Genomic DNA, 19,680 nt, shown 5'->3' with positions numbered 1-19,680 from the left:
TTTCGCCAATTTATTGATTCGCGACGACTACTTTTTCGGTTATTATATTTTTTTAACACCGGCGCCCGCCTGGCTTGGTCGATCTAGGTCGGTTTGCTCAACGATTTGTCTGAACTCCGCTTCACCGCTCAGAAACATTATTTCGATCGGCAGATACCAGAACCGGGAAGCATCCAGACCGGTTTCAGCCAGCAGAGGAGCCAGTTTCACAAAGTCTTTCTCGGTGGTCAGAACCGTTCCATCCCCGGGCAACTCCCGCACAATTCGTTCCAGATCGGCCGGGGTATACCGGTGGTGATCCGCAAACCGCAGGTGACCGGCCAGCGTGAAATGCGTTTTTACGTACTGTTCCAGCGGTTCAGGCCGGGCAATACCCGATACCAGCACCACGCGTCTCTCCCGTGGTCCTTCGTTTTTTACGAAAGAATCCGCAAACCCGACGGGTTTTCCATACCGCAAACCCGTAAAAAATACCGGTACGTCCGCCCGGCTGTACGTCCGGATTCGCTGTTGAATTGCCCGCTGTTCGGCGGCTTCCAGTTCATCGGGGCACTTGGTTACCAGCACCACATCCGCCCGCAGGGCACCGTGCCGCCGTTCGCGCAGCCGCCCGCTCGGGAAAGGTTGATCAGCATAAAATGGCCGGTTATAATCCATCAGCAGCAGGTTCAGCTGCGGGTGGACAGGACGGTGCTGAAAAGCATCATCCAGCACAATTGCCCGCCAATCCGGTCGGATTGTCAACAGCTTCGGGATGGCCTCCGCGCGCTTTTCGCCAACGCTCACCAGCACATCCGCCCCACCGATTTCCGCCGTTTTGCCGTGTTTCCGGTACAGCAGCAGCGGTTCATCCCCTACGGTATCGGCGGTGTCCGCATCCGTCACGACCCGAAAACCGCGCGTCTGGCGACCGTAGCCCCGGCTGAGGGTGGCAACCGGTCCGGTTTGTTTGAGCAGGCTGACCAGATAATCGACGTGGGGAGTTTTGCCCGTTCCGCCAACCGTCAGATTCCCTACAGCAATGGTGTAGGTTGCGGGCGTTAACACTGAAATAATCTTCCTGTCGTACAGTAGGTTACGAACGTCGGTAATTCCGCCGTACAGCCAGCTTAAAGGTTTCAGCAGGTGGTTAAACACTAAGATTTACGTAATATTTTATTAACAGTCCTATCCAGTAACCCCCAAAATTACTACTTTTAATGGTGAAAGCCCGTTCTTCAACCGTATCCCATGAGTCTCAAGGCCGACTTCTTTAAATATACACTGCATTTTACGTTCGAGGCCGGAACGTCGCGGGGTACCTTAACCCAAAAAGACAGTTACTTCATCCGAATCTGCGACGACGAAGATCCGGCGGTTGTCGGTTGGGGGGAGTGCGGGCCGCTTCGGGGCCTGAGCATTGACGACCGTCCTGACTTTGCTGAACAGCTTCGTCACACCTGCGATCTGTTCAATCAACTGGATTTGCAGCTTTTCCACTGGAATATTCCGATTGTGCTGCAACTCATCAGCGATCGGCTGCCGTCCATTCAGTTTGGTTTCGAAACCGCCATGCGCGATTACATCAACGGCGGCACCCGCACGGTTTTTGAAAACGAGTTTGGCACCGGCGTTCGGGCCATCCCCATCAACGGTCTGGTCTGGATGGGAAAACCGGACTTTATGCGTCGGCAGATTGAAGAAAAGCTGGAAGCTGGTTATACTACCATCAAGTTAAAGATTGGCGCCCTTGATTTTCAGCAGGAATGCGCCCTGCTCGAATCCATCCGCTCCCGTTTCAGTCCCGATCAGATTGCCCTACGCGTTGATGCTAACGGCGCCTTTTCGCCCGACCAGGCCCTGGCCAAACTCAACCAGTTGGCTACTTACGGCATTCATTCCATCGAACAGCCTATTCGCCAGGGCCAACCGGAGCTCATGGCCGAACTGTGCCGCCAGTCTCCGATTCCGATTGCGCTGGATGAAGAGCTGATCGGGCACATGGAATACGTTGATAAAAAGCGGTTACTGAAAAAGATTCAACCGCAATTTATTATCCTGAAACCTACCTTGCTTGGCGGCTTTATCCATTGCAGTCAGTGGATCGAAATCGCCAATGTGCTCGGCATCGGCTGGTGGATTACGTCGGCGCTGGAGTCCAATATCGGTCTCAATGCCATTGCTCAGTTTACGGCTCAGTTTAAAAATTCGCTTCCGCAGGGCCTCGGCACCGGCCAGCTTTACCACAACAACGTTGAAAGTCCGCTGACGATTGAAAACGGTTTCTTGAAAACCGACTTGTCGAAACCGTGGCAACTTCAGGCCCTGAAAACGGACAAGAGCGTCCGGGTGGAAAATTAAATCCGGACCTGATGTTCCTTGTTCAGCGCGCTCCACCCGATCCAGGCGATGTAGAGCGGCTGAAACAACAACCGTGACCAGACGTACCAGGGCGATGCGGGTAGGCCCCCGGCGGAGGCAACTGATGGACGGCCACGTTGATATTGGCTGGCAACATCGCGATCAGTAACAGAACAAGTCCCCATCCCGCCAGCCGCTGAAACCGCGGAATCAAGAGCCCAATGCCACCCGCTATTTCCGCAACACCGCTGATTATGACCAGTTCACGCGCGTAGGGAAGCCAGCCGGCAACCATGTACTCCATTTTTTCGGGTGTTATCAGGTGGGAGATCCCAATAAACGAAAAGGCCAGTGCTGCGGCCAGCCGGCCTTTTTTAGGATGCGATGCCAGCATCCGGCGAAAGGCAAATCGGGATGTGAGCCAGAAAACCGCCCAGAGGATGAGTAACAACAGAAAAAATGCCATGTCCGTATTCGAATGATCATGGGCAAAATTAGTCGGGGCCTGAAGCGCAAAAAATAACCTATGTTAGAAAATCGAGTCTACACCTGCTTCCGGATCCGGCTCAGACTTTCGGGATGAATACCCAGGTAGGATGCGATGGTTTTAACGGGAAGTTGCTGAACCAGTTCGGGTTGGCGTTGCAGTAAATCCAGGTACCGTTCTTCGGCGGTCTGGCTCAGTAGCCGGATTTCCCGTTGCGTCCGGGCAATGTACAGCCCTTCCGCAAACAGCCGCCCGACTTTGTTGCTTTCGTCGTCCTGCTCGTAAATTTTTTGCAAAACATCGTAGTGAATGCGCAGTGTTTTGGTGGAAAATAACGCCTGAATGAAAATCTGCGAAGGCTGGCGGGTTAGAAAAGCGACGTAGGATGAGACAAAATGGTCAGCAAACCACAAATCCAGGCACACCTCCCGGCCTTCTTTCGAAAAGAGAGAGGAAGTTCCTCCCTCCACAATAAAATAAAGGTAATTTTCGAGTTCGCCCGCCCGCGTCAGAAAGCTCTTTTTAGAATACTCGACGTACTCGAACGCCGTGCTAAACGACTGCCACTGATCGGATTTGGGCCCGATGGTGCGGTTCTTATAAGCGCGTGGCTGATCGGGATAACGCGGATTCATGGCTTTTATACCCAGTTGACGCCTTTCTTCAGCGCGAAGAGCGTTTGCTCCTCCCGACTACCCGGTTCGGGGTGGTAATCGTAAATCCAGTTGGCTTGCGGTGGCATGCTCATCAGAATAGACTCGGTACGACCGTTGGTTTCCAGGCCAAACTTGGTGCCCCGGTCCCAAACCAGATTAAACTCCACATACCGCCCCCGGCGCAGCATCTGCCACTTTTTCTCCTTCTCGCCAAAAGGCAAGGACCGGTTTTTTTGCATAAAATGAGTGTATATCGGCGCAAAGGTGTTCCCGATCTCCTGAACAAAAGCAAATAGAGCCGCCTTGTGGTCGTCGTTTTCCGGACGCAGGTAATCGAAGAAGATCCCGCCAATGCCCCGCGTCTCAGCCCGGTGACGAATAAAAAAATAATCGTCGGCCCAGGTTTTGTAATTGGAATAATACGCCGGGTCGTGCCGGTCGCAGGCAGCTTTTAACTGCTGATGAAACCAGCGGGCATCCTCGGCGTCCACGTAATGGGGTGTCAGGTCAATACCGCCCCCGAACCAGCTGTGCCCGGTGCTAAGCTCAAAATACCGGACGTTCATGTGAATGATCGGTACCAGCGGGCTATGCGGGTGCAGTACGATGGAAACCCCGGTAGCGTAGAAGTCAGCCGGTTCGTGGGAGTTCATCTGCTTGAGAACGGCCTCCGAAGCCGGACCATGAACCGCCGAAAACAGCACTCCTCCTTTTTCAATTACGGCGCCACTTTGCAGAATGCGCGTACGCCCTCCGCCCCCTTCCGGACGTTCCCAAAGGTCTTCCTGGAAGCGCCCCTGTCCATCCGTTTGCTCAAGCGCCTGACAGATAGTGTCTTGTAATTCGGTAAAAAATTGGGTAATTCGTTGTTTATCAACTACCATTCGAAAGTGCGGCTGTTTTAGATGGGCAAAAATACATGGCCCATTCGATAACTTTTTTAATTTATTTTAAGAAATCTCCGTATGTAACCTGTCTGGTAACTAATTGACATTAGCGGCTACCGGTGGGGTAATCGCTACTCCGTTATCTTGAGCGAAAACCGTACGGGTCGGGGTTTATCAACCATGATCAGCAGGCCTTGCTCGGTCAGTTGCTGGAGCAATTTGTTAGCCCGGTATTCCGAAATGTTTACCAACTGAGCGTATTGTTTGGCCGTAATGAAATCGGTTTTTCGAAGTACCTGAATCAGGTTGCGAACGTTTGTTGATTGCAGCAACTGGCTGTCTGGTAAGCTGGAACTGGTCAGCATCAGCCGATTAGTAGGAATGGATTTATCTTTTGCCCGGACGTATATGGTGCGATTACCACGTTCATCAATGGCGTAATGCGGCTTTTCGTCACTTTCCGGAACATCAATCAGCAGAACCTGCCGACCGGCTTGCTGCACCACTTCGTAGCTAATTGAGATGGCGGGATCAATTAGAAAATCCGTTGCTTTTTCAATCTTTTGCATTTCGTGTAGTTCGGATTCAACGCCCGATACCCGGCCGTCGTCCGTCACACCGACAATCAGTAAACCGCCCGACGTGTTGGAGAAAGCCGTCAGCGTTCGGGCGATCCGGTATGCCGTATGAATCGTTGATTTAAACTCGAGTCGGGTACCCTCTCCCTGAGCAATCAATTCGGTGAGGTTGTAACGCATACATTTTAAATCGGAATAATCAAAGTCTTTGTTCGATAATTAATGTCACCACAAATATTCATTCGTGTACATCCAAGTTTTTCTACCCTATTTACTTAAATTTGCTATTCAGACCATCACGGAATAATCTTTCTTTAGATTTTTCTGTATTGGTGTGAATGAGTTCATTTCATAGTACGATAGATAAATCTAGCAAAGCCCGGTTGCACTTGCAGCCGGGCTTTGTAGTTTCTTAATAAAGTAAGAAAACCTGCGTTATTCTTTGCAATTTAAGCCCTTAATAACACATCACTTCTACTTTGGCAATGAAATTTATCTACGGTCTGCTTTTTTATAGCCTTGCTGCCTGCCAGTCCGGACAACGGGAAAACCAGCCTCCCTCCAATGCGTACCGCGATTTACTGATTGACCGGGTGGTCTGGAAAAAAAGCGATTCTGGCAATCCAGGCGAGCCGCCAACGAATGAACACAACTTCACGCTGACCAATACTTCCGACGCCTATGCGTACCGGCAGATTGAAGTGCGGTTTGATTATTTCGACAGCACCTACCATAAAATCGGTTCCTCGCAGAAAATACTAGACAAAACCATTGGTCCACGGGCTGCGCTGATCGTGGGTAAAATTCAGGATGGTAAGGCTCAGGCCGGGGCCAAATCGTCGACGGTTACGATCGTCCACGCAATTGCTGAACAGGCAGAACCTGAAAAATAGGCTCAACGGGGTTATCGACGGTGCTTAATGTGTGTTTTGTACATATTCTAACAAGTTAACTATCTGCCACTTATGAGATTAGAGAAAATTTAATCTGAAAAAAGTGGTGATAAAACAACACGATTGGTCTCTTATTATTTGAAGGATAACACCCGTTTCTCCTTCTTATTAATAGAGATTGGTAAGTGGAACAACCCGGTCAGCTTGGCCGGGTTTTGTTTTTCAGACAAACTCCCGATTATTTTTGGTACCTTTACCGACGGTATGTCACTATTTATTTCTTCCCTGAATTCGGGCAGCAACGGAAATTGCTACTACGTCGGCAATGAGCAGGAAGCCATTCTGATCGACGCGGGGATCTCCTGCCGTCAGGCCGAAACGCGACTCCGGCGGCTGGGGTTACCGATCCGGAACATAAAAGCCATCTTTATTTCCCACGAACACTCCGACCACATCAGCGGTCTTTCGCAACTGGCCGGAAAATACCAACTACCGGTTTTCATTACGCCCCAAACGCTGCAAAACACCCGACTCGTGCGGCACGTTTTCCCGATCCGGTCTTTCAGCAGCCACGAGCCCGTTCAAATTGGTAACCTTTGCATTACGGCATTCCCAAAATACCACGACGCGGCTGATCCCCACAGCTTTACGGTATCCTACCAGGACACCCGGGTGGGGGTGTTCACCGACATTGGCGTAGCCTGCGACCAGCTCATTCACCACTTCAGCCAGTGCCATGCGGCTTTTCTGGAAACCAATTACGACGAAGCAATGCTGGCCCAGGGGCGGTATCCGCATTTTCTGAAACAGCGAATCCGGGGCGGCAAAGGTCACTTGTCCAACCAGCAGGCTCTTGAGCTGTTTCGGGCGCACAAACCGGTTTTTATGAGCCACGTTCTGCTGTCACACCTGTCGAAAGACAACAACTGCCCGCAACTGGTTCGGGATCTGTTTCTGCCCCACCTCAACACCACGGAATTGATTGTGGCGTCCCGCAACGAAGAAACCCCGGTTTTCCGAATCAGCGCGAATTAGGCGTTGGCGCTAGAGCCTGGACGGAGCGACGCCGTACATCTTTTTGAAAGCAAACGAAAAGTGCGACAGGTCTTCAAAACCCAGATCGAGGTAAACGTCCGAGGGGGCAGCCCCTTTTTCCTTGATGCGGTAGTAGGCCTCCTGCAACCGGCGCTGCTGCAACCAGCGGCTGGGCGAAAGGTGAAATTTCTTTTCAAAATCCCGCTTGAACGTGGCCAGGCTGCGGCCCGTCAGGTAAGCAAACCGCTTTAGCTCCACGTTAAAGTGAAAGTTTTTGTTCATGAACGCTTCCAGGTCGATTTTACCCGGCTCGGCAAAATTGAACAGCACATCTTTCAGCTCCGGATTGGCCTGCAACAACACCAGGATTGCTTCCCGCAATTTGAGAGCGATCAAATTTTCGTCGGTGGGCGGATTGGGTTGCTGGTAGGGAGCAAGGGATTCCATGTAACTCGTCAACAAGGGGTGCGGCTTCAACGGTAGGATGGCGCTCCCAATTTCGTGCGGTTTTTCGGCTTTATAGCCGTACTCCATGCTGAAACTACGCAGGGTATCCTGATCCAGATAGACCGACAGCGCTTTAAACTCGCCGTTTCCGGGCGGCTGTTTGACGAATTTAATGAGCTGATTCCGTTTGTGAAACCGGAATTCGCCCTCCTTAAACGTTTGCTCTGTTGCGCCATCGCTGAATACAATAGATCCGGCAATTTGATAACTAAAAATATGTTCCGGCACAAACTGCTCCCCTTCCCGATTCCGGGCCAGGTAGCAGGAATACAGAATCTGCGGCAGTTTTTTGACCTCGACAGCCTCGTTCATGGTAAATCAGATTTTGAAAAGAAAACCGGAATCGTCGCGAAACAAAGTCCGGTTCTCAACACGTCAGGGGGTCGGTAAAAACCGCATGAACCCCTGCCGGATGATGTTGATGTACTCCTGATCCGGCAGGGTCGCCCGGGCTGTCAGCCGCCCCATGAAATCGTCGTTACCAATAGCATACCGCAAGGTATCGGTGCCGTCGGTAGCCGCCGAATAAATGACACCCGCCACTTCGTCGGCCGTCACCAGCCGCTGCCCGATCAGGTTGGCAAATAGCTGACCGGCGGCCTCCCGAAACGGTTCATAATCGGTCAGCTCCGGGTTGTAGGCAAAACCTTCGCGGGTTACGTTGCTAAAATTAGTTTCGGTACCGCCCGGCTCGATGATCTTGACGAAAATGTTCAACGGCAACAACTCGTGCGAAAGCGCTTCCGAAAACCCCTCCAGTGCAAACTTGGAAGCCGAGTACAGGGACAGCATCGGCAGCGTAAAGCGCCCCGCCCCCGAACTGATGTTCAGGATTACTCCCTGTTTTCGGTGGCGGAAATGCGGCAGAACGGCCCGCGTGACGTCCATAACGCCGAAAACGTTTACGGCAAACTGCTGCTGAATCTGCTCCGGCGTCATGGCTTCAAAAATACCGTTCTGACCGTAGCCCGCGTTGTTGATCAGCGCGTCGATCTGCCCAAAGCGATCGAGTCCTTCCCGGATGGCCGTTGCAATGGTATCCGGTTGCTGGACATCCAGTTTGGTCACCAGCACGTTTTTAAGCAGGCTCAGTTCCTGCTCCTTTTCCGGATTTCGCATGGTGGCAACGACGTTCCAGCCTTCTGCCGCAAATTTTTTGGCTGCGGCTTTTCCAATGCCCGAAGATGCTCCGGTAATTACTACGGTTTTATTCATTTCTAAACGGCATTCAGGTTGTCTTTACTTCTTCTGACTGATGTACCACTGTCCTTCTTTTGTCGCCAGAAAATCAGTGGATTCTTCGTGATCCGTAGACAGGCTGACTGGTAACCATTTTTCCAGTTCGGCCGTTCGGGCGGCATCGGCGCTTTTCAAAATACCGATGGCTTCGCTTCCCATCACCAGATGCACCGGCGGTTCGGGATGATCAACCAGATCCAGCATGGCCTTGGCGGCTTTGTCGGGATCACCAACGGGAACAAATTTACCACTTTTAAAGAAGTCGGCCCGCGCCCCCACGGTCGTTTCGTAGCCCTCGATCGTGGGAGCATACGTCATGGACGCACCCGCCCAGTCGGTACGGAATCCACCGGGTTCAACGGCAGTAACCCGGATACCCAGCGGAGCCACCTCTTTGGCCAGTGCTTCGCTAAAACCGCTCAAGCCGAATTTTGCCGCCTGATAGATGGAAATACCGGGGTTTCCGACCCGTCCACCGGCGGAACTGATTTGGAGGATCCGGCCGGAACGCTGTTTGCGCATGTAGGGCAGCACAAGTCGGGTTACGGCAATGGGTGCATACAGGTTCGTCTCCAACTGGCTGCGTACCTGCTCGTCGGTGAAGGCTTCGGCCGCGCCGATAATCCCAAAACCGGCGTTGTTCACCAGCACGTCGATACGCCCGAAATGTGTTACGGTCTGCTCAACGGCCGAGCGGATTTGGTCGTTGTTCGTTACGTCCAGCGCCAGCGGTAAAATCTGATCCGGGTATTGAGTGGTGAGATCTTTTAACTGTTCCGGGTTGCGGGCGGTTGCGGCCACCCGGTCGCCTTTCGCCAGCACGGCTTCGGTCAGGCTACGGCCGAGTCCGCGGGCGCTGCCGGTTATAAACCAAACATTTGTCATGGTATTTGCTTTTAATTTTCGACAAAAGTCGGCCAAAATTCCGCAAACGGCTTTGTTGTAAAGCTCAATGTTAGTTTGTTGAAACGCTCACCATGGTGTCAGGTTTTAGCGAGCCTTTCCTCAATGCATTCTGTTGGTATAGGCGGGATTTTCTTTTTTGAGCATTCTGGCCGATGGAAAGCCGCGCCGGACAATGATTTGCGTGGCCTTCTCATCTTCCAGTAGTATGATGAGTCATGAGTTTAGTATCTTGCCCAGCTTTCCGGGTCATACACCGATTACCAACTTTCTAATCCATTATGCAAAAAACTGCTTTACTTGTAAGCTTGCTTCTTCTTTCCGTCATGGACGCTCATGCCCAATCGTTTACGTTCCGCGGCCTTGACAAATCACCGATGGACATGGCTTACTATCCGGACGACTACGCCCACGACCGTAAATTTGCTCCCGCTAAAATTGGTACCGACAAAGCCATGATTCGGATCACCTACAGTCGTCCGGCAAAAAACGGACGGGACGTTTTCCAAAAACTTGCGCCGTACGGAAAAGTCTGGCGAGTGGGCGCAAACGAAGCCCCGGAAATCAAATTTTATCAGGACGTAACAATCGGCGGTAAAAAAATCAAGGCGGGTATCTACGCGCTGTTAGCGATTCCCAACGAAACCGAGTGGACAATCATCATCAGTTCGGATGTGGATCAGTGGGGAGCCTACAGTTACAATCAAGCCCTGGACGTGGCGCGTGTAACCGTACCGGTGCAAAAATCAGACAGCATCGTCGAGAATTTCTCGATTCAATTTGCCAAAAAAGACGCCAAAACCGCCGTGATGTACATGGGGTGGGATACAGCAACCGTCGCACTGCCAATTTCAATGTAATCGAACTCTTGCTGGCAGTAAGAATTGCTCATAAAAACAAAAAAACAATGGCCAACGGACATCCGTTGGCCATTGTTTTGCCAGAAACGCCGGTTGGAAGCTATAGCAAACCCTCTGGTGTTAAAAGTCAGGTCCGTTGAATCAGGAAAACGGGTATAAACTCCAATCGTTCTTTTCTCCGATTATAAATCCGTCCGCGAAAGTCAGCCAAAAGGCTTTTAAACTATGCCCGATTCCCAGACAAGCCTTGATGGCACCCATACGCTCCCCTTTTTTCCCTATGTCTATGAATCCACGTTTAGGTACTCAATTTAACCGTTCATGTACCAGAAACTGCTGTTGATGCCATTAATTTGGAGCCGCAATTAAACGACGATAAATTGCCCTCAAATAGTTTAAGTGTGATGAATCAATGATACAACCCAAAAAGATATGATCAATTCTATCCGCGCGTACATTCACCTGAGTAAGCTTGCCAGTGCGCTGGAAGAGGCCCGGCAAAATCAGTATACCGACCGAATCGAAGCGATGGTGGCCTGCATCCGCAAACACCGCGGAACCGGAAAAGAGCATACCGTGATTAAACACCAACAAGAACTCATCTATTGGGTGGTAGGTACTAAATCGGCCCAGGCGCTGGTCAAGGAAGGCGGCAAAGCCCTGTTAAGTCTTCGGGTATAATTTATAAATCCAGGTTATTGATAAGAAGTCAGGCCCGGCAGCTAGCCGGGTTTCTTTTTAATACTGTCGGATCAGGAGCCCCGACCCTCTTTTTTATATCCGCTGCAACGAAGAACGAGCGATGCTAAATGTCCTGAATCAACCAACGAGAGATTGATGTATAGCCATTGAGCTTTAAGAGATCTTAACAAGAATAGTTAAGGGTTTACCAATAAATCTACTGTTCGGAGATCAGTTCAACCGGATTAAACAGCGATGTTTATACTTGCCAACGGGGATTTAATGGACGTTTAACTCCACTTTTAACCGGGTTTAATTTCCAGCTAATAAATTGGTATCGAAAGCCTTGTGCTTTCCAATATGTTAGATAGGTTACAGGCCCGGTAGTTTGCCGGGTTCTGTTTATGAAAGTTTATTTAATTTACTTGTAATTTGGGAAGAACCAGCCCAAGTTGACTTTGAAATGGTAATAAATAAAAATCTTCGAAGCGGAATTTAAACAATTTTTAAGGCCAAGCTCGTACTGCATTCGTTTTCAAATACGTTGGCCGCCATCCTTACCTTTACGCAATTCGAGTTACAGTAGATCCCAACCGATAACCGTATACTTGTTTTTTTGTCTCTTGGTACGATTTATGTGCCTGATTTAGACAAATTATAACGTTTCCTTTTTTGATTGCCCTGTCTGCGCACTGTGCCAGGGCGATTTTGTTTTATGGGGTTTAGTGGAACTTACTCAAGCTCCTCCTCCCCGATACCTTCAGTCTATGACGAGTCGGAGCATTCAGGAGCCGGAACTTGCCCCCACACATACCCCATAAAAAAAACCTCTACAGCGTCGTAGAGGTTTTTGGGTGGAGACGCAGGGAGTCGAACCCTGGTCCAGACAAGGAAACCGTCGTGCTTTCTACATGTTTAGATGCGATTGGAATTGTCGGGAATCGGACCGGCTCGCATCAGGCCAAACCTCATCCGTAGGTGCTTGTGTCTTACTCGGCCGTTAACACCATAAACCGAGCCAGTACTGCGAGTCGATGCCTCCTGATCCAGCCAGCAGCACAGAAGCCGGGGAGACAATGGCTATTGCTTAATCCTCCGGATTAGGCAGCCATGGCGTAGTTATATTCGCCAGTTATTGTTCGAAGGTTTGTTATACAGGAAATGCCCTCAACTCCCGACATGCTTACACGCAGCATCAACAAGCTGTCAATTCCGGTCGTCCCCAGATGCGTGTTCTAGTAGATAACACAAAGGTAGAAAATTTAGTTTTCTCTCCCAGCATCAATTTTTCCCAAAGCCGTCAGGCTTTCCAGCCAGGCGTTGTATAAACCCGTCTCAATTTCCACGGCCCGCCCGGCGTGCCGCTGCCAGTCGTCTCCGAAGAAGGTTTCCATCTGCCGCAGCATCTCGGCCAGGTGCCCCTCCTCTTCCACGATAATCGATCGCACGTTCACCTTGCTGCCTGCTTCGGTCAGCACGTCCTGGTAGACCGGATACAATTCGTCGGCGCGTACCTCGATGGCGTACGTTACCAGCAGGTAAGCCGCGTATTTCAATTCGGCACCCGACAGGCCCATCGTTTCCTTCAGATACCGGCACACCTGCACATCGAGCCGGTTCAGGTACGCGTGGCTGTCGGTGGGGGCCAGCAGATAGACGGGTTCGTAGGTCGGGCAGTCCGATTTGGAAAGTTTCTGAATCTGTTTCTTGAGATAGTAGGCATGGCGGGCTTCTTCGGCCGCGTGTTTGAGCATCAGCAGATCGACGGTGGTTTTGGGTTCGGCCGCCGAAATCTTGCGGGCACCGGTATTTTCCATCATCGACAGGGTATTCAGCCAGCGGGCGTGCAGCGCATCGTCGGCCACAACTTGGGTTAGCAGGTGTGTAAATTCCATTTGAAAACTTGAATAATTCTGCCGCAAAGATACGGCACAGGCTTGGCTATCGGGCCGTTTTTTTTGTACTTTTGAAGCTTTGTAAAAGTCTATTTGAAATCCAAATTTTTATAAGGCGGGTTTCCTACAACACGGTTTTCTAACTAACCTCTATGTATTCTTTCAATCCCCTATCCTCGTTGCGTTTACGGGCGCTCCGGTCGTGGATGCTGGTGTGTTGTCTGGCGGCTTCGTCCTTTTGGGCGGTGGCGCAGGCACCCCAGAAACGCTTATTAGTTTTCTCCAAAACCGCGGGCTTCCGCCACACTTCCATTCCCGCCGGACAGGTAGCCATCATGAAGCTGGGCAAGGAGAACGGTTTCGCAGTGGATACAACCGAAAATTCGGCCAAGTTTACCGAAGACAACCTCAAACGCTACAGTGCCGTCATCTTCCTCAGCACCACCGGCGACGTACTGGACGATGCGCAACAGGCCGCTTTTGAACGCTACATTCAGGCGGGGGGCGGTTACGTCGGTATTCACGCGGCCGCCGATACCGAATACGGCTGGCCCTGGTACGGCAAACTGGTTGGCGGCTACTTCGCCAGCCACCCCGGCAACCCCAACGTGCAGGAAGGCGAAGCGTACGTGACCAATAAAAATCACGCGTCGATGTTTGGCTTTCCCGAAAAGTGGAAGATCAAAGACGAGTTTTACGACTTTAAAAATTTCAATCCCGACGTAAACGTGCTCGTGAAAATTGACGAGAAAACGTACAAGGAAGGAAAAATGGGCGACAACCACCCGATGTCGTGGTACCACGATTACGACGGCGGTAAGGTGTTCTACACCAACTTCGGTCACCCCGACGAGACGTTTACGAACCCCGTTTACCTGAAACACCTGCTGGGCGGTATTCAGTCGGTAGCCGCTGCGAAGCTCGACTACGCCAAAGCCAAAACGATGCCGTTCCCGGAAGAAAACCGGTTTAACCGGGAAATCCTGGCCGAAAAACTGGATGAACCGACGGAACTGGTGGTGCTCGATAACGGCAAAGTCTTGTTCACCGAACGCAAAGGCGCCCTGAAGATGTATGACCCCAAAACTAAAGCCACAAAAGTGGTTGCCAACCTGCCGGTGTATACCAAGCAGGAATACGGTTTGATGGGTATGAACATCGACCCGAAATTCAAGGAAAACCAGTGGCTCTACCTGTATTACTCGCCCGACGCGGCCAAGTGGAAAGCCGATACGGCCCAGCACCTGTCGCGGTTTAAATTCGATGCCGAAAAAGGGGAATTGAAATCGGAAACCGAGCAGGTTCTGCTGCGGGTCACGGTAAAGCGCGACGACAAATGCTGCCACACCGGGGGCTCGATTGCCTGGGATAAGTCGGGCAACCTGTACCTGTCAACCGGCGACGATACCAACCCGTTCGAATCCAAAGGCTTCAGCCCCTCCGACGACCGCCCGGGCCGCGAAGGATACAACGCCCTGACGACTTCGAGCAACACGATGGATCTGCGCGGTAAAATCCTGCGCATCAAGCCGCTCGATAACGGCACGTACGAAATACCCGAAGGCAACCTGTTCCCGAAAGGAACGCCCAACACCCGGCCCGAAATCTACGTGATGGGCAACCGGAACCCGTACCGCATCTCGGTGGATCAGCGCACCGGCTACCTGTATTGGGGTGAAGTGGGACCGGATGCCGCCAACGACATTGAAAAATTCGGGCCGCGCGGTCATGACGAGGTAAATCAGGCCCGCAAAGCCGGTTATTACGGCTGGCCGCTATTCGTAGCCGACAACCGGGCGTATCGCCAGTTTAATTTTGCCGACAGCACCTCCGGTCCGTCGTACGATCCGGCCAAACCGATCAACCCCTCGCAACGGATTCAGGGTTTGCGGGAGTTGCCCCCGGCCCAGAAAGCGTTTATTTATTACCCGTACGCCGACTCGCCGGAGTTTGGCCCAATTGTGGGCAAAGGCGGCCGGAATGCGATGGGGGGGCCGGTGTATTATTACGATGATTACGAAAATAGCTCGGTGAAATTCCCACGCCATTACGACGGTAAATTCTTCGCCTACGACTGGATTCGCGACTGGATTCACCCGGTCACGATGACGAAAGAAGGCGATTTTGTGAAGATGGAAACCTTCATGCCCAGCACGAAGTTCAGCCACCCGATCGACATGCAGTTCCACAAAGACGGCTCGCTGTACATGCTGGAATATGGCCAGAACTGGTTTGCCCAGAACGACGACGCCCGGTTGACGCACATCACCTACAACGCCGGAAACCGCAAACCGGTAGCCCTGGCCAGTGCCAACCAACTGGTGGGTGCGGCTCCGCTGGCCGTTCGGTTCACGTCGAAAGGTTCGCTGGATTACGACGGCGACGCTATCAAATACGAGTGGACGTTTGGCAAAGGCTTGCCGAAAAGCACCCAGCCCAATCCGACGTTCACCTACGCCAAACCGGGCGTTTACTACCCGACGTTGAAAGTAACCGACGCGGCCGGAAACGTTTCGACCAAGCAACTCGAAGTTCGGGTCGGTAACGAAACGCCGAAAGTGGAAGTTGCCGTGAAGGGCAATAAAACCTTCTATTTCGACAACAAACCCGTTGAATACGAGGTAAAAGTAGTGGATAAAGAAGATGGCGCGCTGTCGGCGGGTAAAATCAGCCCGGAAGACGTAACCATGACAATCAACTACCTGGAAGGCTTTGACAAAACGCTGCTGGCGCAGGGCCACCAGGCCAACGTTGGTTTTGCAACCGGCAAACGCCTGATCGAACTCAGCGACTGCAAAGCCTGCCACAGCATCGACAAAAAGTCGATTGGACCGGCTTATCAGGACGTCGCCAAGAAATACGCCAAGGAACGCCGGACGGAAATCGTTAACAAACTAGCTCGGAAAGTCATTGAAGGCGGTGGCGGTGTCTGGGGGGAACAGGCCATGAGCGCCCACCCGCAGCTGAAAGAAGACGAAGCGAAAGAAATGGTAAGCTACGTCATGTCGCTGGCCGATACGAAGAAGGCCGACAAAAAACCGCTGAAAGGTACGTATACCACATCGGCCAAGGAGAAAGACGGTTCCTATCTGTTCTCGGCCAGCTACACCGACAAAGGCAGCAGCGCCATTGGTCCGCTGACGGGCACCTCAACGGTAGCTCTGCGCAGCGCGAAAATGAAAGCCGCCAGCTTCGACGGCAGCAAGGATGTATCCAAATACAAATTGCCGTCGGGCAGCGAAATCGTTTTCGGTGCCAAATCGAACAGCTATTTCTTCTTCAATGACATCGACCTGGCCGGTATCCGCAGCCTGACCGTAACGGGTTCGGCGTCCCCACAATACATGGCCGGCGGCAAGCTGGAAGTTCGGCTCGACTCGCCCACCGGAACGCTGCTGGGCTCCGGCGAAGTGAAAAGCGACAAAATGGAGTCGGTGGATATTGCCATCAAGGCTCCCGTGACGGGCTTGCACAAACTCTATTTTGTCTATGTCAATCCGAATGCCGGCAGCAAACCGTTGTTTGCACTGGACGGTATTCAGTTCAATGCCGAGACGATGTAAAACAAGCCGGTTTTAACGTTCAAAAGCCGCCGGAGCTCATGGTTCCGGCGGCTTTTTGATTTAGAGCTATTACACAGAGACACCGGGGATGATCAGGGGCTCCGCTGAACCTGGGTGATCCAATTACGAATAGGCTTTTTTCCGGGTCAGCCCCGCCAAAATAAACATCGCAATGGCGCAGATTCCCAAGCCGCCCGATTCGCGGGCCAGCTCAATGTTGATGGTCTTCATCCCCATTTCGTCGAGTAAAAACCCTTCAAAAGCCGGGGGCCACTGGTAGATGGCTGCCACGACATACGCCAGTCCGGCTAGGGCGAAAAACCACGGCTGGACCGCGTTGCCCAACGCCAGAAAACTCACGAAAGCCGCTGCCCCGTAGATCGGAACCCAGACCTGCGGATCCGGATCATTGTATTGAAAGGCGGCAAATAGTAGAAAAATAAGCCCGAAAAAGATGGAAATTGCTTTACGCATAGGAGTTAGGAGTTAGGGATGGGGAGCTAGAAATGGGCTGGCACAACGCCGTTCATCCTTTCTAACTCCTCATTCTTATTGACAGTATTCCGTAATGTACGTATCGGCTTCGGCGTAGCCAAGCTGTTTGGCCTGTTTCAGGCTGAGACAGCCGGTTTCCCGCTGGTTCAGCATGATTTGTGTGACCCCCAAGGCGTTAAAGGCTTTGCCAAATTTGGCGTCCAGTTCAACGGTTTTGGTAAAATCTTTGAGCGCTTCGGCAAATTCGTCCTGCTGAAACCGGATGTTACCGCGGTTGAAATACGCCAGCGAGTTTTTCGGATCCAGCTGAATGGCCTGGTTAAAATCCGACAGTGCCGAGGTTAAATTGCCCGAGTTGGCAAACAACTGGCCGCGATCGAGGTAAATATCCGAAATGTCGGGAGCCCGGCGGATGGCTTCCGAAAAATCTCTCAAAGCCGGATCGGTTTCGCCCCGGGCGGTTTTCAGCTTGGCGCGGTTGTAATACGGTTTGTAAAAATCCGGACTAAGCTTGATGGCCTGATCATAATCGAGCAGGGCGTTTTCGTAGTCTTTCAGCTCAAAATAAGCCACGGCCCGGCTGTTGAACGCTTCGAAATTGCCGCCGTCGGTGTTGATGGCGTCATTGAGCGGTTGAATGGCTTCCCGAAATTTACCCTGCTGCATCAGCGCCCGCCCTTCCGCCAGCTTCTCTTCCGAGGAGGTACAGGCTTGCATCAGGGATACGCCAAGAAGCCAGCCGTACAGCCGGAGTTTTTTTTTCGTCCTGGAGCGTTGGAAAAGCCCTCTGATGGTATCTAAAACAGTTTTTATCATGATGAAAGATTGAAATTGTCACAAAAGTAGCGGGCCGCTTTTATTTTCTAACAAAAATTCCTAATTTTGCACCCGGCAAACAGGCACTACCAGCTCCTGCTGAATCCCCCAGGTCTTGACGGAAGCAAGGGTAGGTGGTCGTAGCGGTGAGATGTCGGTTTGCCTTTTTTTATTTCCGGACTCCTCCACTCCCGGCGCTTCCCTCCCGCATTCTTCGTTTGATTTCAGATAAACAAAAGTTCAGGCTATCTTAATGCAAGATTATCTTTACTTTTGGAGCAATTCTAATCATACACTTAACAGCTTACGGTTTTCAGATCACGGTATTTCAAAAACGGCTCGGAATGGGCAGCGTTTGGTAACCGTAAACTGAACCTACGTTCTGCTTAAACAGATAACATGAAATTTTTTATTGATACGGCCAATCTAAACGAAATTCGGGAGGCTCAGGACCTGGGCATTTTAGACGGGGTTACCACCAATCCCTCGCTGATGGCGAAGGAAAGCATTACCGGTAAAGACCGGATTATGCAGCATTACAAAGCCATCTGCGACCTTGTCGACGGGGATGTCAGTGCGGAAGTAATTGCCACAACTTACCGGGAAATTATTGCCGAGGGCGAAGAACTGGCCGAGATTGACGATAAGATCGTTGTCAAAGTGCCGATGATCAAGGAAGGCATTAAGGCCATCAATTACTTTTCGGAAAAAGGCATTAAAACCAACTGCACGCTGGTTTTCTCGGCGGGGCAGGCGCTGCTGGCGGCCAAAGCCGGAGCCACCTACGTTTCGCCCTTCATCGGCCGTCTTGATGATGTTTCGGTGGATGGGGTGGCCCTGATTGAGCAAATTGCGCTGATTTACCGGAATTACAACTACCCGACCGAAATTCTGGCGGCTTCCATTCGCCACCCGATGCACATCATTCAGTGCGCCGAAGTTGGAGCCGATGTCATGACCGGTCCGTTGAGCGCCATTATGGCCCTCTTCAACCACCCGCTAACCGACATCGGTCTCGCCAAATTTCTGGCTGACCACCAAAAAGCTGGCGCAAAATAAGTTAAGAATTAAGAGTGAAGAATGACTAGTTGGCTGATGCATTTATAACTCTTCGCTCTTCGCTCATCACGCTTCACTCAAAAGTATGTTTTCTACCGAACCCGTTCTGTCACTGAGTCAGGCTGATATTTACCAGGGGGGCCGGATTGTCCTGGCTGATGTAACGTTTGATATCAACAAAGGTGATTTTGTGTTTTTGATCGGCCGGACGGGCAGTGGAAAAAGTTCTCTGCTCAAAACGCTGTACGCCGATTTGTGGCTGCAGTCCGGTTCGGGGCGCGTGGCCGGTTTTGCGCTGGAAAAGCTCAAGCCCAAGGATGTGCCGTACCTGCGCCGGAAAATCGGCATCGTCTTTCAGGACTTCCAATTATTCATGGACCGCAACGTGGAGGAAAATTTGCGGTTTGTGCTGAAAGCCACCGGCTGGACCGATCAGACGAAAATGCGAAACCGGATTTCGGATGTGCTGATGCAGGTCGGGCTGGGTACGCTGCACAAGAAAATGCCGCACCAGCTTTCGGGGGGTGAGCAACAACGCGTGGTGGTGGCCCGGGCTATGCTCAACGAACCCATGATCCTGATTGCCGACGAACCGACCGGAAACCTGGACCCGGCCGTCAGCGAACAGATCATGCAGGTGTTTCAGACCATCAACAATTCCGGCACTGCCATTTTGATGGCGACCCACAACTACGATTTTCTCCGCAAATACCCCGCCCGCACCCTCCGCGTAGAAGACGGCAAGGTAACCGAGCAGGGGCTTTAAGCAGGAAGAAATCAATAAAA

General features: G+C 51.7%; 19 protein-coding genes and 1 other RNA gene. 8 read left to right on the top strand and 12 right to left on the bottom strand.

Going from position 1 to position 19,680, the window contains the following annotated elements; translation table 11 throughout:
- Positions 1-42: 42 nt before the first annotated feature.
- Positions 43-1,137, bottom strand: coding sequence for a tetraacyldisaccharide 4'-kinase (gene lpxK, locus OQ371_RS17480; RefSeq protein ID WP_265989469.1), 1,095 nt, complete (start codon positions 1,135-1,137; stop codon positions 43-45).
- Positions 1,138-1,230: 93 nt separating this feature from the next.
- On the opposite strand from lpxK, the gene menC reads away from it, so the two are divergent.
- Positions 1,231-2,340 (top strand): o-succinylbenzoate synthase, encoded by a 1,110-nt coding sequence (gene menC / locus OQ371_RS17475; RefSeq protein WP_265989468.1) that lies wholly within the window; start codon positions 1,231-1,233, stop codon positions 2,338-2,340.
- Between the two features lie 22 nt (positions 2,341-2,362).
- Here the strand turns inward: menC and OQ371_RS17470 are convergent, their stop codons facing one another.
- The 4 genes from OQ371_RS17470 to OQ371_RS17455 all read right to left on the bottom strand — a co-directional run bounded on the left by OQ371_RS17470 (position 2,363) and on the right by OQ371_RS17455 (position 5,128).
- Positions 2,363-2,791, bottom strand: a complete 429-nt coding sequence (locus OQ371_RS17470) for a DoxX family protein (RefSeq protein WP_265989467.1) — start codon at positions 2,789-2,791, stop codon at positions 2,363-2,365.
- A 92-nt stretch (positions 2,792-2,883) separates the two neighbouring features.
- Positions 2,884-3,462: a Crp/Fnr family transcriptional regulator gene (locus OQ371_RS17465; protein WP_265989466.1), complete on the bottom strand. Its 579-nt coding sequence runs from the start codon at positions 3,460-3,462 to the stop codon at positions 2,884-2,886.
- Positions 3,463-3,467: 5 nt separating this feature from the next.
- Positions 3,468-4,367: an oxygen-dependent coproporphyrinogen oxidase gene (gene hemF / locus OQ371_RS17460; RefSeq protein WP_265989465.1), complete on the bottom strand. Its 900-nt coding sequence runs from the start codon at positions 4,365-4,367 to the stop codon at positions 3,468-3,470.
- A 134-nt stretch (positions 4,368-4,501) separates the two neighbouring features.
- On the bottom strand, positions 4,502-5,128 hold the full coding sequence (locus OQ371_RS17455; RefSeq protein ID WP_265989464.1) for an AlbA family DNA-binding domain-containing protein: 627 nt from the start codon (positions 5,126-5,128) through the stop codon (positions 4,502-4,504).
- A 305-nt stretch (positions 5,129-5,433) separates the two neighbouring features.
- Between OQ371_RS17455 and OQ371_RS17450 the strand changes: the two genes are divergently transcribed.
- Positions 5,434-5,841 carry a hypothetical protein gene (locus OQ371_RS17450; protein ID WP_265989463.1) on the top strand — a complete coding sequence of 136 codons (408 nt, stop codon included), beginning with the start codon at positions 5,434-5,436 and terminating at the stop codon, positions 5,839-5,841.
- Positions 5,842-6,105: 264 nt separating this feature from the next.
- On the top strand, positions 6,106-6,876 hold the full coding sequence (locus OQ371_RS17445) for an MBL fold metallo-hydrolase (RefSeq protein WP_265989462.1): 771 nt from the start codon (positions 6,106-6,108) through the stop codon (positions 6,874-6,876).
- Positions 6,877-6,885: 9 nt separating this feature from the next.
- On the opposite strand, the gene OQ371_RS17440 is transcribed toward OQ371_RS17445, so the two are convergent.
- From OQ371_RS17440 to OQ371_RS17430, 3 genes are all read right to left on the bottom strand, one after another.
- On the bottom strand, positions 6,886-7,695 hold the full coding sequence (locus tag OQ371_RS17440) for a helix-turn-helix domain-containing protein (RefSeq protein ID WP_265989461.1): 810 nt from the start codon (positions 7,693-7,695) through the stop codon (positions 6,886-6,888).
- Positions 7,696-7,758: 63 nt separating this feature from the next.
- Positions 7,759-8,598, bottom strand: a complete 840-nt coding sequence (locus OQ371_RS17435; RefSeq protein WP_265989460.1) for an SDR family oxidoreductase — start codon at positions 8,596-8,598, stop codon at positions 7,759-7,761.
- A 24-nt stretch (positions 8,599-8,622) separates the two neighbouring features.
- Entirely contained in the window at positions 8,623-9,507 is an 885-nt protein-coding gene (locus tag OQ371_RS17430) for an oxidoreductase (protein ID WP_265989459.1), read from the bottom strand.
- A gap of 299 nt (positions 9,508-9,806) precedes the next feature.
- On the opposite strand from OQ371_RS17430, the gene OQ371_RS17425 reads away from it, so the two are divergent.
- Both OQ371_RS17425 and OQ371_RS17420 read left to right on the top strand, forming a co-directional pair.
- Positions 9,807-10,385, top strand: coding sequence for a DUF2911 domain-containing protein (locus tag OQ371_RS17425; RefSeq protein ID WP_265989458.1), 579 nt, complete (start codon positions 9,807-9,809; stop codon positions 10,383-10,385).
- Positions 10,386-10,817: 432 nt separating this feature from the next.
- Complete coding sequence (locus OQ371_RS17420) at positions 10,818-11,066, top strand: hypothetical protein (protein WP_265989457.1); 249 nt, start codon at positions 10,818-10,820, stop codon at positions 11,064-11,066.
- An 852-nt stretch (positions 11,067-11,918) separates the two neighbouring features.
- On the opposite strand, the gene ssrA is transcribed toward OQ371_RS17420, so the two are convergent.
- Both ssrA and OQ371_RS17410 read right to left on the bottom strand, forming a co-directional pair.
- Positions 11,919-12,290: a transfer-messenger RNA gene (gene ssrA / locus OQ371_RS17415) on the bottom strand.
- A 38-nt stretch (positions 12,291-12,328) separates the two neighbouring features.
- Positions 12,329-12,961, bottom strand: a complete 633-nt coding sequence (locus OQ371_RS17410) for a hypothetical protein (protein WP_265989456.1) — start codon at positions 12,959-12,961, stop codon at positions 12,329-12,331.
- A gap of 206 nt (positions 12,962-13,167) precedes the next feature.
- Between OQ371_RS17410 and OQ371_RS17405 the strand changes: the two genes are divergently transcribed.
- Positions 13,168-16,524, top strand: coding sequence for a ThuA domain-containing protein (locus OQ371_RS17405; protein ID WP_265994330.1), 3,357 nt, complete (start codon positions 13,168-13,170; stop codon positions 16,522-16,524).
- 123 nt (positions 16,525-16,647) lie between these two features.
- On the opposite strand, the gene OQ371_RS17400 is transcribed toward OQ371_RS17405, so the two are convergent.
- Complete coding sequence (locus OQ371_RS17400; protein WP_265989455.1) at positions 16,648-16,998, bottom strand: transmembrane 220 family protein; 351 nt, start codon at positions 16,996-16,998, stop codon at positions 16,648-16,650.
- Positions 16,999-17,073: 75 nt separating this feature from the next.
- On the bottom strand, positions 17,074-17,736 hold the full coding sequence (locus tag OQ371_RS17395; protein ID WP_265989454.1) for a tetratricopeptide repeat protein: 663 nt from the start codon (positions 17,734-17,736) through the stop codon (positions 17,074-17,076).
- Positions 17,737-18,234: 498 nt separating this feature from the next.
- Here OQ371_RS17395 and fsa point away from each other — a divergent pair, with 498 nt between their 5' ends.
- Both fsa and OQ371_RS17385 read left to right on the top strand, forming a co-directional pair.
- The gene (gene fsa / locus OQ371_RS17390) at positions 18,235-18,894 is read left to right on the top strand and encodes a fructose-6-phosphate aldolase (RefSeq protein WP_265989453.1); all 660 of its coding nucleotides are present in this window, start codon (positions 18,235-18,237) and stop codon (positions 18,892-18,894) included.
- Positions 18,895-18,979: 85 nt separating this feature from the next.
- Entirely contained in the window at positions 18,980-19,660 is a 681-nt protein-coding gene (locus tag OQ371_RS17385; RefSeq protein WP_265989452.1) for a cell division ATP-binding protein FtsE, read from the top strand.
- Positions 19,661-19,680: the final 20 nt, after the last annotated feature.

The organism is Larkinella insperata (assembly GCF_026248825.1).
Classification (GTDB): Bacteria; Bacteroidota; Bacteroidia; order Cytophagales; family Spirosomataceae; genus Larkinella; species Larkinella insperata.
Note: the sequence above shows the minus strand (reverse complement) of the source record. Positions and strands in the feature narration are given on the sequence as shown.

Bases quoted from the DNA above. Each gene is read 5' to 3' on its own strand.
- menC (WP_265989468.1), top strand. From the start codon at position 1,231: ATGAGTCTCAAGGCCGACTTCTTTAAATATACACTGCATTTTACGTTC.
- OQ371_RS17465 (WP_265989466.1), bottom strand. From the start codon at position 3,462: ATGAATCCGCGTTATCCCGATCAGCCACGCGCTTATAAGAACCGCACC.
- hemF (WP_265989465.1), bottom strand. From the start codon at position 4,367: ATGGTAGTTGATAAACAACGAATTACCCAATTTTTTACCGAATTACAA.
- OQ371_RS17455 (WP_265989464.1), bottom strand. From the start codon at position 5,128: ATGCGTTACAACCTCACCGAATTGATTGCTCAGGGAGAGGGTACCCGA.
- OQ371_RS17450 (WP_265989463.1), top strand. From the start codon at position 5,434: ATGAAATTTATCTACGGTCTGCTTTTTTATAGCCTTGCTGCCTGCCAG.
- OQ371_RS17445 (WP_265989462.1), top strand. From the start codon at position 6,106: ATGTCACTATTTATTTCTTCCCTGAATTCGGGCAGCAACGGAAATTGC.
- OQ371_RS17440 (WP_265989461.1), bottom strand. From the start codon at position 7,695: ATGAACGAGGCTGTCGAGGTCAAAAAACTGCCGCAGATTCTGTATTCC.
- OQ371_RS17435 (WP_265989460.1), bottom strand. From the start codon at position 8,598: ATGAATAAAACCGTAGTAATTACCGGAGCATCTTCGGGCATTGGAAAA.
- OQ371_RS17430 (WP_265989459.1), bottom strand. From the start codon at position 9,507: ATGACAAATGTTTGGTTTATAACCGGCAGCGCCCGCGGACTCGGCCGT.
- OQ371_RS17425 (WP_265989458.1), top strand. From the start codon at position 9,807: ATGCAAAAAACTGCTTTACTTGTAAGCTTGCTTCTTCTTTCCGTCATG.
- OQ371_RS17420 (WP_265989457.1), top strand. From the start codon at position 10,818: ATGATCAATTCTATCCGCGCGTACATTCACCTGAGTAAGCTTGCCAGT.
- OQ371_RS17410 (WP_265989456.1), bottom strand. From the start codon at position 12,961: ATGGAATTTACACACCTGCTAACCCAAGTTGTGGCCGACGATGCGCTG.
- OQ371_RS17405 (WP_265994330.1), top strand. From the start codon at position 13,168: ATGCTGGTGTGTTGTCTGGCGGCTTCGTCCTTTTGGGCGGTGGCGCAG.
- OQ371_RS17400 (WP_265989455.1), bottom strand. From the start codon at position 16,998: ATGCGTAAAGCAATTTCCATCTTTTTCGGGCTTATTTTTCTACTATTT.
- OQ371_RS17395 (WP_265989454.1), bottom strand. From the start codon at position 17,736: ATGCAAGCCTGTACCTCCTCGGAAGAGAAGCTGGCGGAAGGGCGGGCG.
- fsa (WP_265989453.1), top strand. From the start codon at position 18,235: ATGAAATTTTTTATTGATACGGCCAATCTAAACGAAATTCGGGAGGCT.
- OQ371_RS17385 (WP_265989452.1), top strand. From the start codon at position 18,980: ATGTTTTCTACCGAACCCGTTCTGTCACTGAGTCAGGCTGATATTTAC.